This is a genomic window from Kribbella sp. NPDC050459, assembly GCF_040655315.1.
GTDB lineage: Bacteria > Actinomycetota > Actinomycetes > Propionibacteriales > Kribbellaceae > Kribbella.
This window is the reverse complement of record NZ_JBFAJQ010000002.1, coordinates 19,593-33,474: the sequence shown is the minus strand read 5'-3', so window position 1 is coordinate 33,474 and position 13,882 is coordinate 19,593. Positions and strand designations below refer to the sequence as shown.

General features: G+C 69.7%; 14 protein-coding genes. 8 read left to right on the top strand and 6 right to left on the bottom strand.

The window, feature by feature from the left end; translation table 11 throughout:
- Window positions 1-11: 11 nt before the first annotated feature.
- From AB0I12_RS06035 to AB0I12_RS06020, 4 genes are all read left to right on the top strand, one after another.
- Window positions 12-1,214: an NADP-dependent malic enzyme gene (locus AB0I12_RS06035; RefSeq protein ID WP_359925235.1), complete on the top strand. Its 1,203-nt coding sequence runs from the start codon at window positions 12-14 to the stop codon at window positions 1,212-1,214.
- 157 nt (window positions 1,215-1,371) lie between these two features.
- Entirely contained in the window at window positions 1,372-2,340 is a 969-nt protein-coding gene (locus AB0I12_RS06030) for a zinc-binding dehydrogenase (RefSeq protein ID WP_359925234.1), read from the top strand.
- Window positions 2,341-2,844: a GNAT family N-acetyltransferase gene (locus AB0I12_RS06025; protein ID WP_359925231.1), complete on the top strand. Its 504-nt coding sequence runs from the start codon at window positions 2,341-2,343 to the stop codon at window positions 2,842-2,844. It abuts the gene before it with no gap.
- Window positions 2,845-3,038: 194 nt separating this feature from the next.
- The gene (locus tag AB0I12_RS06020) at window positions 3,039-3,338 is read left to right on the top strand and encodes a WhiB family transcriptional regulator (RefSeq protein WP_359925228.1); all 300 of its coding nucleotides are present in this window, start codon (window positions 3,039-3,041) and stop codon (window positions 3,336-3,338) included.
- Here the strand turns inward: AB0I12_RS06020 and AB0I12_RS06015 are convergent.
- Both AB0I12_RS06015 and AB0I12_RS06010 read right to left on the bottom strand, forming a co-directional pair.
- On the bottom strand, window positions 3,316-3,855 hold the full coding sequence (locus AB0I12_RS06015; protein ID WP_359925226.1) for a GNAT family N-acetyltransferase: 540 nt from the start codon (window positions 3,853-3,855) through the stop codon (window positions 3,316-3,318). The genes AB0I12_RS06020 and AB0I12_RS06015 overlap by 23 nt on opposite strands.
- Before the next feature lie 23 nt (window positions 3,856-3,878).
- Window positions 3,879-5,114, bottom strand: a complete 1,236-nt coding sequence (locus tag AB0I12_RS06010) for a sodium:proton exchanger (protein ID WP_359925223.1) — start codon at window positions 5,112-5,114, stop codon at window positions 3,879-3,881.
- Between the two features lie 114 nt (window positions 5,115-5,228).
- On the opposite strand from AB0I12_RS06010, the gene AB0I12_RS06005 reads away from it, so the two are divergent.
- Complete coding sequence (locus AB0I12_RS06005) at window positions 5,229-5,579, top strand: metalloregulator ArsR/SmtB family transcription factor (RefSeq protein ID WP_359925220.1); 351 nt, start codon at window positions 5,229-5,231, stop codon at window positions 5,577-5,579.
- On the opposite strand, the gene AB0I12_RS06000 is transcribed toward AB0I12_RS06005, so the two are convergent.
- From AB0I12_RS06000 to AB0I12_RS05985, 4 genes are all read right to left on the bottom strand, one after another.
- Entirely contained in the window at window positions 5,576-6,301 is a 726-nt protein-coding gene (locus tag AB0I12_RS06000) for an AAA family ATPase (protein WP_359925217.1), read from the bottom strand. The genes AB0I12_RS06005 and AB0I12_RS06000 overlap by 4 nt on opposite strands.
- A 9-nt stretch (window positions 6,302-6,310) precedes the next feature.
- Complete coding sequence (locus AB0I12_RS05995; protein ID WP_355476126.1) at window positions 6,311-6,487, bottom strand: DUF6104 family protein; 177 nt, start codon at window positions 6,485-6,487, stop codon at window positions 6,311-6,313.
- A 1-nt stretch (window position 6,488) separates the two neighbouring features.
- Window positions 6,489-10,298 (bottom strand): multifunctional oxoglutarate decarboxylase/oxoglutarate dehydrogenase thiamine pyrophosphate-binding subunit/dihydrolipoyllysine-residue succinyltransferase subunit, encoded by a 3,810-nt coding sequence (locus AB0I12_RS05990; protein ID WP_359925215.1) that lies wholly within the window; start codon window positions 10,296-10,298, stop codon window positions 6,489-6,491.
- Window positions 10,299-10,728: 430 nt separating this feature from the next.
- The gene (locus AB0I12_RS05985) at window positions 10,729-11,139 is read right to left on the bottom strand and encodes a DUF3052 domain-containing protein (RefSeq protein WP_359925213.1); all 411 of its coding nucleotides are present in this window, start codon (window positions 11,137-11,139) and stop codon (window positions 10,729-10,731) included.
- 120 nt (window positions 11,140-11,259) lie between these two features.
- On the opposite strand from AB0I12_RS05985, the gene AB0I12_RS05980 reads away from it, so the two are divergent.
- The 3 genes from AB0I12_RS05980 to AB0I12_RS05970 all read left to right on the top strand — a co-directional run bounded on the left by AB0I12_RS05980 (window position 11,260) and on the right by AB0I12_RS05970 (window position 13,869).
- Window positions 11,260-11,931 carry a FadR/GntR family transcriptional regulator gene (locus AB0I12_RS05980; protein WP_355698868.1) on the top strand — a complete coding sequence of 224 codons (672 nt, stop codon included), beginning with the start codon at window positions 11,260-11,262 and terminating at the stop codon, window positions 11,929-11,931.
- Window positions 11,928-12,137 carry a DUF6343 family protein gene (locus tag AB0I12_RS05975; RefSeq protein ID WP_359925210.1) on the top strand — a complete coding sequence of 70 codons (210 nt, stop codon included), beginning with the start codon at window positions 11,928-11,930 and terminating at the stop codon, window positions 12,135-12,137. Before AB0I12_RS05980 ends, AB0I12_RS05975 begins: the two co-directional genes overlap by 4 nt.
- A 151-nt stretch (window positions 12,138-12,288) precedes the next feature.
- On the top strand, window positions 12,289-13,869 hold the full coding sequence (locus AB0I12_RS05970) for an ATP-binding cassette domain-containing protein (RefSeq protein ID WP_359925207.1): 1,581 nt from the start codon (window positions 12,289-12,291) through the stop codon (window positions 13,867-13,869).
- Window positions 13,870-13,882: the final 13 nt, after the last annotated feature.

Here is a 13,882-nt window from a genome sequence, read left to right as displayed (position 1 = left end):
AGGGTCCCCGCATGGTCGCCCAACCTGTTGAGTCGTCCGTTCCCACTGATCCCCACGCCGGCGATGCCGTCTTCGAACTGCATCGCGGCGGCAAAATCGAGGTCACGTCCTCGGTGCACGTCCGCGACGCCGACGACCTGTCGAAGGCGTACACCCCCGGCGTCGCCCGGGTTTGCACCGCGATCGCCGAAGACCCGTCGCTGGTCCGGCGGTACACCTGGAAGTCCAACGTCGTCGCGGTCGTCACCGATGGCACCGCCGTCCTCGGCCTCGGCGACATCGGCCCGGCCGCGTCGCTGCCGGTGATGGAGGGCAAGGCCCTGCTGTTCAAGGAGTTCGGCGGCGTCGACTCGGTGCCGATCGCGCTGGACTGCACCGACGTGGACGAGTTCGTCGAGACGGTCGCCCGGATGGCGCCGACGTTCGGCGGGATCAACCTCGAGGACATCTCCGCGCCGCGCTGCTTCGAGATCGAGCGCCGGCTGAAGGAGCGGCTCGACATCCCGGTCTTCCACGACGACCAGCACGGTACGGCGGTCGTCGTCCTCGCGGCGCTGCGCAACGCCTTGCGGGTCACGGGGAAGTCGATCTCGGACATCCGGGTCGTGATCTCGGGTGCGGGTGCGGCCGGGGTCGCGTGTGCGCGGATCCTGCTGCAGGCGGGCGTCGGCGATCTCGCGGTCGTGGACAGCAAGGGTGTCCTGCACGAGGACCGCCCCGACCTGAACCCGGTGAAGCTGTCGCTCGCCCGGGACACCAACACCGGCGGCCTGTCCGGCCGGCTGGTCGACGCGCTCGTCGGCGCGGATCTCTTCCTCGGCGTCTCCGGCGGCACGGTCCCCGAGGAGGCCGTCGCTCAAATGGCCGACGACGCGATGATCTTCGCCCTGGCGAACCCGAACCCCGAGGTCCACCCCGACATCGCCCACCGCCACGCCGCCGTCGTCGCCACCGGCCGCTCCGACTTCCCCAACCAGATCAACAACGTCCTGGCCTTCCCCGGCATCTTCCGCGGCGCCTTCGACGCCAACGCGTCCCGCATCACCGAAGGCATGAAACTCGCCGCCGCCGACGCCCTGGCAGCCCTGATCTCTCCGGAAGACGTACGCCCCGACTACATCATCCCGTCCCCCTTCGACCCCCGAGTAGCCCCCGCCGTAGCCGAAGCAGTCGCATCCGCCGCCCACACCGACGGCGTAGCCCGCCCGGCCTGACCCAATTTCCCTGGTCCACCAGCGCCGTTGGGGGTTTGTCACCCTGGTTATGGGTGACAAACCCCCAAGCTCCCTGGCCGGCCAGGCAAATGCGGTGGCGGCGGCGTGGTGAGGTCGGACACTGACGGTGGGGAGACCAGCGCCTAAGGTGGTTCGCATGCTTGCTGCCTATGCTGCCAAGTTCGATGCTGAGACCCCGACTGCCGCGTTGGAGGTGGGGGAGCGGCCTGAGCCGACCGTGCCTGAGGGGTGGGTGACGATCGACGTCAAGGCGACCGCGCTCAACCATCACGACCTGTGGTCGCTGAAGGGGGTCGGGCTGGCTGAGCAGAGTCTGCCGATGATCCTCGGATGTGACGCGGCGGGGGTGGACCCGGACGGGAACGAGGTTGTCGTCCATGCGGTGGTCTCGGACCCGGCGTGGAAGGGCGACGAGACGCTCGACCCGAAGCGGTCGCTGCTGAGTGAGCGGTACCAGGGAACCCTCGCGCAGAAGGTCGCCGTACCTGCGCGCAACGTCGTACCGAAGCCGGCCGGGATGAGCTTCGAGCAGGCCGCGTGCCTGCCGACGGCGTGGCTGACGGCGTACCGGATGCTGTTCACGCAGTCGGGTCTGAAGCCGGGCGACACGGTGCTCGTGCAGGGCGCCGGCGGTGGTGTCGCGACCGCGCTGATCACGCTGGCGCGAGCCGCGGGGATCCGGGTTTGGGCGACCAGCCGGGACGAGGCCAAGCGGGCGAAGGCACTCGAGATCGGCGCGCACGACGCGTTCGAGTCCGGGGCGCGGCTGCCGGAGCGGGTCGACGCCGTGATGGAGACTGTCGGGCAGGCCACCTGGTCGCACTCGCTGAAGTCGCTGAAGCAGGGCGGCACGCTGGTGATCTCCGGCGCGACCAGCGGTCAGGCGCCGAAGTCGGCCGAGCTGAACCGGATCTTCTTCCTGCAGCTGCGGGTGCAGGGCTCGACGATGGGGACCCGGACCGAGCTGGCCGAGCTGGTGCAGTTCATGGCGAACGCCGGGATCGCTCCGCACATCGACTCGGTCCTGCCGCTCGCCGAGGCGCGCACCGGCTTCGAGAAGATGAACGCGGGCGACGTGTTCGGCAAGATCGTCTTTACTGTCTGAGTGCAACCCGAGATCAGGCCGGCCACGGTCGACGACGCCGAGGCCGGCGCGTGGTGCCATCTGTTGTGCTGGCGGGAGGCGTACGCCGGTCTCGTGCCGGCTGATCTGCTGCTCGAGCGCACCTCGGACATCGAACGCCGGATCGAGCGCTGGTCGACGCGGCTCGCGGACGGCGCCGATCGCTGGATCGCCCTCAACCCGGATCCCGCAGCGCCGATCCAGGACCGTGTGGCCGGGTTCATCGGTACCGGTCCGGGGCGCGACGACGACGCGCCGGTGCCGTTCGAGCTGGAGGCGATCTACACCCGGCGGGCGTTCTGGCGGACCGGCCTCGGCGGCCGGCTGCTCGACGTTGCCGTGGGCAAGCAGCCGGCGTTCCTCTGGGTCTTCGAGGGCAACCAGCAGGCCCGCACGTTCTACCAGCGCCACGGCTTCGAGCCGGACGGCACCGGCAAGCACGACCCGTACTTCGACCTCCACGAGATCCGCCTCGTCCGCCGCTGAGACCTTGAGCGCGGATCAACCGTTTCGAGGCCGGCCGGACGGTTGGCCGGTGCCCAAGGTGTGACACCGGCACGGATGTGACAGCTCAGCGGCGGTAAGTTTCACGGCTGAAACATTCGCGTCGCATCGCAGCAACGCGATGGGCGCACTCTGTTCCTACCGATCCGCCCGATCGATGAGGAGCAGGGGAGCCCATGAGGCCTACTTTGACGGTGATCGTTGACCCGGCCGACAACTGGATGATGAAGGCCGCGTGTGTCGGACAGGCGCCGTCGTACGACGAGAACGCCAGCCAGTGGGAGCAGCGCAAGGCGCAGGCGCTCTGCCTGACGTCGTGCCCGGTGATCGACGAATGCCGGGAATGGGCCCGCCGGACGAAGTTCACCGGCACCGCCGCCGGCGAGAAGTTCCTCTCCGGCCGCCGCCGTGGCCGCCCCGGCCCTCAGGAACGCCGCAGCCGCCCCACGATCATCACTGAACAGCAGGCGAGCTGACGCGCAGACCGAGCCACTGCTCGGCGCCCCACGCCTCGAACCGCTCCACCTCGGCGAACCCGAGCTTCGCGGCGAGGCGCAGGGAACTGACGTTCGCGCTCTGGGTGGTGAGCACGACCTGCTCGCCGGGAAGTACGCCGTCGAACCAGCCGAGCGCAGCCGCGCAGGCCTCGGCGGCGTACCCGAATCCCCAGGCCCGCGGCAGGAACAGATAGCCGAGATCGGCCTTGCCGGTGGCCGACGGCCGGCGATGCCCGGTTGCTCTCCTGAGCAGAACCTGACCGATCATCGCCCCGTCGAGCTCGGCCACGAAGCTCCCGGGCCACCGCTCGGGCGTCTCAGGCAGCTCGCGCTCGAGCTCGGCGCGCGGCCGAGGACCGCCGACGTACGCGTTGACCTCGGGTGAGGCGAGCAGCTCGATGAACGCCGTACGGTCGCGCCCTTCGGCCTCGCGAAGCACGAGCCGCTCGCTCTTGATCGGCTCAGGCGGCCAGGGCACGTGCTCCAGTGGTTCCACCGGTGCACGCTAACAAAGGGACCTCAGACCTTGACGAGCTCGTCGGCGCGCTCGGCCTCGACCAGCTCTTCGGTGCTGCGGAACGGGGCCATGATCGTCCGCACCAGGTGGTCCCGGTTGTGGACGGCCGCGCCGATCGCGAGCACCAGATAGACCGCGCTGATCACGTAGCGCCCGCTCTGACCGGGTACGGCGAACTGGACCGCGAACAGCCCGAGCAACGTCCACGCCGCCCAGCGGGGGAAGCGCAGGCTCAGCAGGATCGCGATGCCGAGCAGGGTCTGCGTGGCGGTCAGCAGGAACTCCTCGATCTGCCGCCCGTCGAGGTGCAGCGCGGCGCCGCCGCCACCGAGCCCGTACGCGATCGGCAGGCTCCCGATCAGCAGGGTCCACTGGTTCACCTTGGCCGAGATCAGCAATCCGAGCGCCGCGGCGCCCTTGCCGCGCCACGCGAACAGCAGCGCGACGATGAACTCCGGCGCTTCGGACGCCAGCGGCGCCAGCCACTGGACCAGCAGGAACTGGTCGATGCCGAGCGCCTGCCCGCCCGCGACCAGCGAGTCCGCGAACGGCTCGGCCGCGGCGAGAATCACCCCGGCCGACACCACGAACATGCTCGCCACCACGATCCGCCGCGTGGTCGTGGGCAGTGCGCCGATCGTCGCCGCCGGCCCGATCAGGTCCGGCTCGTCGTCGTGCTCCGACGTCGCCGCGCGGAACAGGTAGTAGGCGAAGAACGCGAGCAGCAGCAGCCCGAGCACCAGATGGATCTCACCGGTCACCGGGATCACGAACGCGACCACACCGGCGACCGCGAGGAAGCCCAGCTCACGCCGGTACCCGGTCTCGAGGACGAGGGCCTTGACCGAGCGCCCGCTGCGCCGCGAAGCGACGTACAGGCTGATCAGGACGACGCTGGACCAGCCGAGGCCGAGCAGCAACCGGTTCGAGCCGGTCATGTTGGCGGCGGCGTACTGCACGTAGTCCGGGTTCGTGCCCGCGGTGTGCGCGAAATACAGGTCCACCGCGTATTCCGGGAGGACCGCGATGACCGCGAGCAGAGCGATCGCCAGACCGCCCGAGATGTCCATCTCCGCCGCCTCCGCGGCCCAGGCCAGCACGAACGAGGCGGCGACCACGGCGAGGCCGAAGATCAGCATCGAGGCCAGTGCCGGGGGATGGGTGCCGGTGAGCCGCAGGACGACGGCGGGGATCGCCACCGCGAGCAGCAACAGCACAGGGCGGACGGCTCGGAACATGGTTCCAGCTTGCCGTAGTTTCGATACTTTCGCAATTGCGAAAGTATGAGACCGTCCTCACCACGGCACGCCGGACTGCCCGGAGACCGCTCCAGCGGTCACAATGACAGCGCGATGACGAACCCTGAACCGACGAAGGCGCAGCTCGAATCCGCCGCGGGCACCTTCGCCATGCTCTCCGCTCCGGTCCGGCTGCACCTGGTGTCGCTGGCCGCCCAAGGGGAGTACGACGTCGGCACCCTGGCGGACCGGGTCGGCGTCAGTATCGCCACGGCCAGCCAGCACCTCGGCAAGCTCCGCCTGGCGGGCATCATCACCGCCCGCCGCGAGGGCCGTCGGCACATCTACACCGTCGACGACCCGCACGTCCTGAACCTGGTCGACCAGATCTTCGAACACATCGCCCCCGACGGCACCCTGGCCCCCGACCCGCCACGTCGTACCAGACCGCCGCACACGGACTAGAGCACGTGCCGCAGATAGCGCTCCGGCGCCTGTAGGTACGCCTTCCAGTTCTGTACGAGCTCCAGGTCGGACCACGTCGTACGCCGGATGCCCCACTCGCCGACCTCGAGGATGGTGGCGCCCGGCAGGGCTGCGATCACGGGTGAATGCGTCGCGCACAACACTTGCGAGCCGGACTCGGCCAGGCGTTGCAGTACGCCGACCACGGCGAGGCTGCTGGAGAACGAGAGGGCGGACTCGGGCTCGTCGAGGCAGTAGAAGCCCTGCCGGGTGAAGCGGTCGTTGATGAGGGTCAGGAAGCTCTCGCCGTGGCTCAGCTCATGGAAGACCGGGTCCGGTGGGCCGGAGGTCTTCGGGTTCTGCTCCAGGTAGGTGTAGAAGCCGTGCATCGTCTCGGCGCGCAGGAAGAAGCCCGCCCGTTTGGCGCCGACGCCGCGGGTGACCTGGAGGTCGTCGGCGAGGGACGACTCCGTGGCGCGGGTGGTGAGGCGGGCGCCGGTGGAGCCGCCCTCGGGGGACAGGCCGAAGGCGACGGCGATGGCCTCGACCAGCGTGGACTTGCCGGCGCCGTTCTCGCCGACGAGGAAGCTGACGCCGGCGTCGAGGTCCAAGCCGTCGGTCAGTAGCTGGCGGACGGCGGGAATCGTGTGCGGCCAGCGGCCGGACAGACGAATGCCCTCCGCCGCCGCGACCCGGCGTACGGGGTGCGTGGCGAAGGGCATCCACTCAGGTTAGTCGTCCTCGTCGTCCAGGCGGGCGAGCCAGGTGGCGAAGCGCTCGATCGGCGTCTCGAACTCCGGGTTCAGGTCGACGAACTCACGCAGCCGCTCGGCGACGAAGGCGAGGGAGACCTCTTCCTCGCCCCGGCGCTTCTCGAGCTCCTCGATCCCGCGGTCGGTGAAGTACACGTCAGCTGAACGCCTGCTTCAGCAGCGTCGCCTGCTCGGTGCCGTGGACACCGTGCGAGCCGACCGCCGGGGCGGACATGGCCGGCCGGGACACCCGGTAGAACGGCTTGCCGCCCAGGTGCTCGGTCAGGTTCAGCGCCATGAACGGCCACGGACCCTGGTTCGCCGGCTCGTCCTGGACCCAGCGGATCTCGGTCGCGTTCGGGTACTTCGCCAGCTCGGCGACGACCTCGTCCGCGGGCAGCGGGTAGAGCTGCTCGACCCGGAGGATCGCGGTGCTGATCTTGTCCGGCTCGACCTTCTTCCGCTCGGCGAGCAGGTCGTACACGATCCGGCCCGAGGCCAGGATGACCCGCTCGACGGCGCCCGCGTTCGCCTCGGCCTCGGCGTCGCCGATGACCGGCCGGAAGGTGCCGTGGGTCAGCTCCTCCGGCTGCGACACCGCCTCCTTGCGCCGCAGCAGCTGCTTCGGCGTGAAGACGATCATCGGGACGTGCTCCTCGCCGAGCGTGTGCCGGCGGAGCAGGTGGAAGTACGACGCCGGGGTCGACGGCTGCGCGACGGTCATCGCGTCCTCGGCACACAGCTGCAGGAACCGCTCGATCCGGGCCGAGGTGTGGTCCGGGCCCTGGCCCTCGTAGCCGTGCGGCAGCAGCAGTACGACGCCGGACTTCTGGCCCCACTTCGCCTCACCGGACGAGATGTACTCGTCGATGACCGACTGGGCGCCGTTCACGAAGTCGCCGAACTGCGCCTCCCAGAGCACCAGCGCCTCCGGCCGCGCCACGGAGTACCCGTACTCGAAGCCGAGCGCGGCGTACTCGCTGAGCAGCGAGTCGTAGACGTAGAAGTTGCCCTGGTTCTCCTCGTCCAGGTGCTGCAGCGGGACGTGGTCCTGCCCGTTGACCCGGTCGATGACGGCGGCGAACCGCTGCACGAACGTGCCGCGGCGGCTGTCCTGACCGGCCAGCCGGACCGGGCGCCCGTCGAGCAGCAGCGAGCCGAAGGCGGTGATCTCCGCGCTGGCCCAGTCGAGCGGGCCCTCGGTGATCGCGTGCGCCCGGCGCTGCAGCTGCGGCTGCACCTTCGGGTGCACGGTGAAGCCTTCCGGCAGCGTCGTGTAGGCGTCGGCGATCTTCTTCAGCGTCTCGACGCTGATCGCGGTCGCGTCCGGACCCTCCGGCTTGTTCGGGTAGTCCGGAGCGGTCACGTACGGCGGCGGCGTGTCCGGCTCGTTCTTCGCGTCCCGGACCTCGGCGAACACCCGCTCCAGGCGCTGCTGGAAGTCCTGCATCGCCTGCTCGGCCTCTTCGATCGTGATGTCGCCACGACCGATCAGGGCCTCGGTGTAGAGCTTGCGGACCGAGCGCTTCTGCTCGATCAGGTCGTACATCAGCGGCTGGGTGAAGCTCGGGTCGTCACCCTCGTTGTGACCGCGGCGGCGGTAGCAGACCAGGTCGATGACGACGTCCTTGTTGAACGCCTGGCGGTACTCGAAGGCCAGGTCCGCGACCCGGATGCAGGCCTCGGGGTCGTCGCCGTTGACGTGGAAGATCGGCGCCTGCACCATCCGCGCGACGTCGGTGGAGTACATCGACGAGCGGGACGAGGCCGGCGAGGTGGTGAAGCCGACCTGGTTGTTCACGATCACGTGGATCGTGCCGCCGGTGCGGTAGCCGCGCAGCTGGGACAGGTTCAGCGTCTCAGCCACCACACCCTGGCCGGCGAAGGCCGCGTCACCGTGGACGAGCACCGGTAGCACCGGGAACGCGGCGCCGCGGTCCAGGATGTCCTGCTTGGCCCGGACGATGCCCTCGAGCACCGGGTCGACGGTCTCCAGGTGCGACGGGTTCGCCGCCACCGAGACCTTGATCTTGTCGCCGAACTCGGAGACGAACTCGCCCTCGGCGCCCAGGTGGTACTTGACGTCGCCGGAGCCCTGCACGGTCCGCGGGTCGATGTTGCCCTCGAACTCGCGGAAGATCTGGCCGTACGACTTGCCGACGATGTTCGCCAGCACGTTCAGCCGGCCGCGGTGCGCCATCCCGATCGCGACCTCGTCCAGCCCGGCGCCGGCCGCCTCCTCGCAGAGCTCGTCGAGCAGCGGGATCGTGGTCTCCGCGCCCTCGAGCGAGAACCGGCGCTGACCGACGTACTTGGTCTGCAGGAAGGTCTCGAACGCCTCGGCCTCGTTCAGCTTGGCCAGGATCCGCAGTTGCTCCTCGCGCGGCGGCTTGGTGTGCGGGCGCTCGACCCGCTCCTGGATCCACTTGCGCTGCTCGGGGTCCTGGATGTGCATGTACTCGATACCGGTGGTCCGGCAGTACGAGTCGCGCAGGATGCCGAGGATCTCGCGCAGCTTCATGAACCGCCGGTCGCCGCCGCCGAACGAGCCGGTGGCGAACTCGCGGTCCAGGTCCCACAGCGTCAGGCCGTGGGTGGCGACGTCCAGGTCCGGGTGGCTGCGCTGCTTGTACTCCAGCGGGTCGGTGTCGGCCATGATGTGGCCGCGCACCCGGAACGCGTGGATCAGCTCGAGGATCCGGGCCTGCTTGCTGATGTCCTCCTCGTGGCTGTGCGGGAGGTCGGCCGCCCAGCGGATCGGCTCGTAGGGGATCCGCAGCGACTGGAAGATCTCGTCGTAGAAGCCCTCGCCGCCGAGCAGCAGCTGGTGCAGCCGGCGCAGGAACTCACCCGACTGGGCGCCCTGGATGATCCGGTGGTCGTACGTCGAGGTCAGCGTCATCACCTTGCTGACCGCGAGCTTGGCCATCGTCTCGTCGGCCGCGCCCTGGTACTCCGGCGGGTACTCCATGGCGCCGACGCCGATGATGCAGCCCTGGCCGGTCATCAGCCGCGGCACCGAGTGCTGGGTGCCGATCGTGCCCGGGTTGGTCAGGCTGATCGTGGTGCCCTGGAAGTCCGGCAGCGCGAGCTTGTTGTCCCGGGCCCGGCGGACGATGTCCTCGTAGGCCATCCAGAAGTCCGCGAAGGTCATCTCCTCGGCGGCCTTGATCGACGGCACCAGCAGCTGCCGGGTGCCGTCCGGCTTCTGCATGTCGATGGCCAGGCCGAGGTTGATGTGCGCCGGGTGCACCAGGGTCGGCTTGCCGTCGGTCTCGTCGTACGACGCGTTCATGTCCGGCAGCGTCTTCAGGGCCTTGACCAGCGCCCAGCCGATCAGGTGCGTGAAGGACACCTTGCCGCCGCGGGCGCGCTTGAGGTGGTTGTTGATGACGATGCGGTTGTCGATCAGCAGCTTGACCGGCACCTGCCGCACGCTCGTCGCCGTGGGGACCGTGAGGCTGGTCTCCATGTTCTGAGCGGTCCGCGCCGGGCCTCCGCGCAGGATCAGCCGCTCGGCGTCCGAGCTGGTCGCGGGAGCGGGCTTGGGCTGGGCTTTGGGCGGCTGGTTCACCTTGCCTCCGGTCGGGGCGCCGGACCGGGCCGGTGCTTGCTTGGCTGCGGGCTGCTGCTGGGGTGCGGCCTGGGCAGCGGCCGGCGCCGGCGTGGAGGGCTGCTTCGCGGCGGTCGTCGCGGCGGGAGCGCTCGAGGCGGGCGCTGCGGCAGCGGTGCCGCGGCTCGGCGCCTCAGGGGTCTTGTTGTCGGACACCGCGTCCGGCCGGGGAGCGTCGGCCGGGGTGGTCGTCACCGGCGTCGCGTCACCTGGCTTGTACGTCTTGAAGAAGTCCAACCACGCCGGATCCACCGACTTCGGGTCCTGCAGGTACTTCTCGTACAACTCGTCGACCAGCCATTCGTTCGCACCGAAGGCTGCTAGGGGATTGGTGTCTGATGGCTCGGTGGCCACTTGGCAGTTCGCCTCTTCCGATTTCGGGTCCGGTACCACGGGTTGGTCATGCTGATGTTATGGGTGGTGCCCCAAGCAAAGGCTAATAGCACGCGGACCACTTCCACAGCCGGGGACCACCGGACCAGTGTGTCGAGTGGTCGGGCCCCGGCGAGCGGATCTGCCGACGCCTGAAACACTGCTCACAAAGGTGTTTCAGGCCACACGCCGTCCGCTCACGTCCGGTCGGAGCGGAGAGTGACGGCCGCGGTTGCGGGACGCCTTGCAGAGGTGGCTTTCCGGCGTTCGCCCGAGTTGGGCCGGGTACGGCGGGCTGAGCGTGGCTGGCCACTGTATGCAGTTGTCCACTCGCGACCTGTGACGATCAGGATCGCGCAGAAGTGTGGCCAACGTCACGTGCGGAATCAGTCCAGTTGGGGATGATTGGCCTTCATCGGTTCGCGAGCCGCCGGACCAGCTTCAGCCCCGACCAGGTCGTGTCGATCGCGCAGACCTTCACGTCGACGACGCCGAGCGGGAGTGCGAGCTCGCGGATCCCGTTCTCGTCCAGGTCGCTGGGAACGCCGGACGAGCGCTTCGGCCACGCAGCCCAGATCATCCCGGCGGTCGCGGTCCGCTCGAGCAGCACTGGGAGGCGCCGGGTGAGCCGGGCCCGGTTCGGGCAGAACATCAGCACGACGTCGTACGACGTCCGGGTGGGCCGGCGCGCGACCGACGTACCGGCCGGGAGCCCGTCGAGGACGAAACCGGCCGGCGCGTTGTCGAGCAGGACCAGGTGCCCCGGCTTGATCCCGAGCTTGGCAGCCAGCGGCTTGCCGGAGTAACCGGGCGTCGCGCTCATGCCGGGATGGTAGCCACCTGCTCGTCGAGCGTGCGCAGCTCCGGGACGCAGGCGGGAGGGGCTCGTCGGGCGGACAACACCTCCAGTCCTTTGGGCCCCCGCTGACGGCATACTGATTGAATGGCGTTGACGGATGAGGCGATCGTCAAGATCAAGGGGATGATCACCTCGGGGGAACTGGGACCCGGCGACCGGCTGCCGAAGGAGGCGGATCTCGCCGCCCGGCTGGGGCTGTCGCGGAACTCGCTGCGGGAAGCGGTGAAGGCACTGACGCTCGTCAACGTGCTGGACGTCCGGCACGGCGACGGCACGTACGTGACGAGTCTCGACTCGGCGCACCTGCTGGACGCGCTGAACTTCATGGTCGACCTGCACCGCGACGACTCGGTCCTGCAGTTCTTCGAGGTACGGCGGTTGCTCGAGCCCGGTGTCGCCGCGCTGGCCGCGACCCGGATCACCGCGGAGCAGGTCACCGAGCTGCGACTGCTGACCAGCGACCTGGCGCCGGACGCCTCGGTCGAGGAACTGGTGGCGAACGACCTGCAGTTCCATCGCGGGATCGCCGAGGCGACCGGCAACCAGGTGGTCTGCTCGCTGCTGGACGGCATCTCCGGCGCGACTCAGCGGGCCCGGATCTGGCGCGGCGTCACCCAGGCCGGCGCGGTCGAACGCACGCTGGCCGAACACGCCGCGATCCTGGACGCGATCGAGATCCGCGACGCCGAGGCCGCCCGCGCCTGGATGACCGCCCACATCGCCGGCGTCGAGACCTGGTTGCGCAAGGCGCCATGACCGGCGAGCCGCCGCCGCCGCGCAGCGCGTTGACGCTGCGCATCGTGCTGGCGGCCTTCGGCCTGTGCCTGTGGCTCGCGGCGACCGTCCTGGCCGCCGTCTTCGAGCTGCCGACCGGGTGGGTGGTCGCGTTCGGCGCGCTCGCGGTGGTGGCCGCCGTCGACCTGTTGATCGTTGCCCGGCGCAAGCTTCACGAAAACGGTTGATCGCGGCGGCCGGCCGCCCGTATCCTGGCAGCCGTCCCATTCCCGGCGTCAGGGGTCCGCGTTGTAACTCCGAGGTCTTTCTTCAGTCGATCGATCGCCACCTGTTCTGGTGCGCGGTCTCGTCCGAGACCTCGTTGGGAGTGCAACGCTCATGAGTTTTTCCCTGTCCTGTACCGACCTCTTCTTCGCCTGGCCCGACGGCGAGGTGCTGTTCGACGGCCTGACGTTCGTCGCCGGGCCGGTCCGTTCCGGCCTGGTCGGCCGCAACGGCGCCGGCAAGTCGACGCTGCTCCGGCTGATCGCCGGCCGGCTCACCCCGCAGCGCGGAGCGATCCGCGTCAGCGGCGAGCTCGGGTACCTGCCGCAGGACCTGACCCTCGACACCTCGCTGCGCGTCGACCAGGCCCTCGGCATCGACGCCGTCCGGCGCGCGATCACCGCGATCGAGTCGGGTGACGCCTCGGAGGCGAACTTTGCGGCCGTCGGCGACGAGTGGGACGTCGACGAGCGCGCGGAGGCGCTGCTCGGCAAGCTCGGCCTCGGTGCGATCGGCCTCGACCGCAGCGTCGGCGAGTTGTCCGGCGGAGAGACGATCCTGCTCGGGCTCGCGGCCGAGTTGCTGCGGCGTCCCGACGTCCTGCTGCTGGACGAGCCGACCAACAACCTCGACCTGCGGGCCCGGCGGCACCTGTACGACGCCGTCGACCAGTTCCGCGGAGCGTTGCTGATCGTCAGCCACGACCGGGAGTTGCTGGACCGCGTCGACCAGATCGGCGACCTGCGGAAGGGCGAGGTCACCTGGTACGGCGGGAACCTGACCGCGTACGAGGAGGCCGTCGCCGTCGAGCAGGAAGCCGCCGAGCGGATGCTGCGCGCGGCGGAGGCCGACGTACGGAAGCAGAAGAAGGATCTCGTCGATGCGCGGATGAAGATGGACCAGCGCCGGGCCCGGGGGCAACGCGCCTTCGAGCAGGGCGGCATCCCGAAGATCGTGGCGGGTGGGCTCAAGCGGGCCGCGCAGGTGTCGGCCGGCAAGCATCTCGGGATGCAGTCCGAGCGGCTCGAGTCGGCGCAGGAGGCACTGGCCGACGCGGAGGAGAAGGTCCATGACGACGACAGCATCCGGGTCGACCTGCCGAAGACCGCCGTGCCCGCGGGCCGTGTCGTGCTGCGGCTGGAAGACCACGTCCTACGTACCGGGGCGCACGTCGACCTGGAGATCCGCGGTCCGGAGCGGATCGCCCTGACCGGGCCGAACGGTGCCGGGAAGACGACGCTGCTGCAGTCGATCGTGGCGGGGGAGCTGCCGGCGGTTCCGTTCCGGTACCTGCCGCAGCGGCTCGATCTGCTCCGCGACGACCTGTCGATCGTGGACAACCTCGCGCTGCTGGCGCCGAGCACGGAGAACCAGGAGCGGCGGGCGCGGCTGGCGCGGTTCCTGTTCCGTGGCCGGGCGGCGGATCAGCTGGTCCGGACGTTGTCCGGTGGTGAGCGGTTCCGGGCGACGCTGGCGGCGTTGTTGCTGGCGGAGCCGCCGCCGCAGTTGCTGATGCTGGACGAGCCGACGAACAACCTGGACCTGTCCAGCGTGGGGCAGCTGCGGGACGCGCTGGCGTCGTACAACGGAGCGTTGGTCATCGCGAGCCACGATGTGCCGTTCCTGCGGGAGATCGGGATCACCCGGTGGGTCGAGCTGACGCCCGGGAGCCTGACCGACATCGATCCGCTGTAGGAGTCCCGTCCTC

Coding starts and splice junctions, on each gene's coding strand:
- AB0I12_RS06030 (WP_359925234.1), top strand. CDS start 1,372: ATGCTTGCTGCCTATGCTGCCAAGTTCGATGCTGAGACCCCGACTGCC.
- AB0I12_RS06005 (WP_359925220.1), top strand. CDS start 5,229: ATGACGAACCCTGAACCGACGAAGGCGCAGCTCGAATCCGCCGCGGGC.
- AB0I12_RS06010 (WP_359925223.1), bottom strand. CDS start 5,114: ATGTTCCGAGCCGTCCGCCCTGTGCTGTTGCTGCTCGCGGTGGCGATC.
- AB0I12_RS05975 (WP_359925210.1), top strand. CDS start 11,928: ATGACCGGCGAGCCGCCGCCGCCGCGCAGCGCGTTGACGCTGCGCATC.
- AB0I12_RS05970 (WP_359925207.1), top strand. CDS start 12,289: ATGAGTTTTTCCCTGTCCTGTACCGACCTCTTCTTCGCCTGGCCCGAC.
- AB0I12_RS06020 (WP_359925228.1), top strand. CDS start 3,039: ATGAGGCCTACTTTGACGGTGATCGTTGACCCGGCCGACAACTGGATG.
- AB0I12_RS05980 (WP_355698868.1), top strand. CDS start 11,260: ATGGCGTTGACGGATGAGGCGATCGTCAAGATCAAGGGGATGATCACC.
- AB0I12_RS06035 (WP_359925235.1), top strand. CDS start 12: ATGGTCGCCCAACCTGTTGAGTCGTCCGTTCCCACTGATCCCCACGCC.
- AB0I12_RS05985 (WP_359925213.1), bottom strand. CDS start 11,139: ATGAGCGCGACGCCCGGTTACTCCGGCAAGCCGCTGGCTGCCAAGCTC.
- AB0I12_RS06000 (WP_359925217.1), bottom strand. CDS start 6,301: ATGCCCTTCGCCACGCACCCCGTACGCCGGGTCGCGGCGGCGGAGGGC.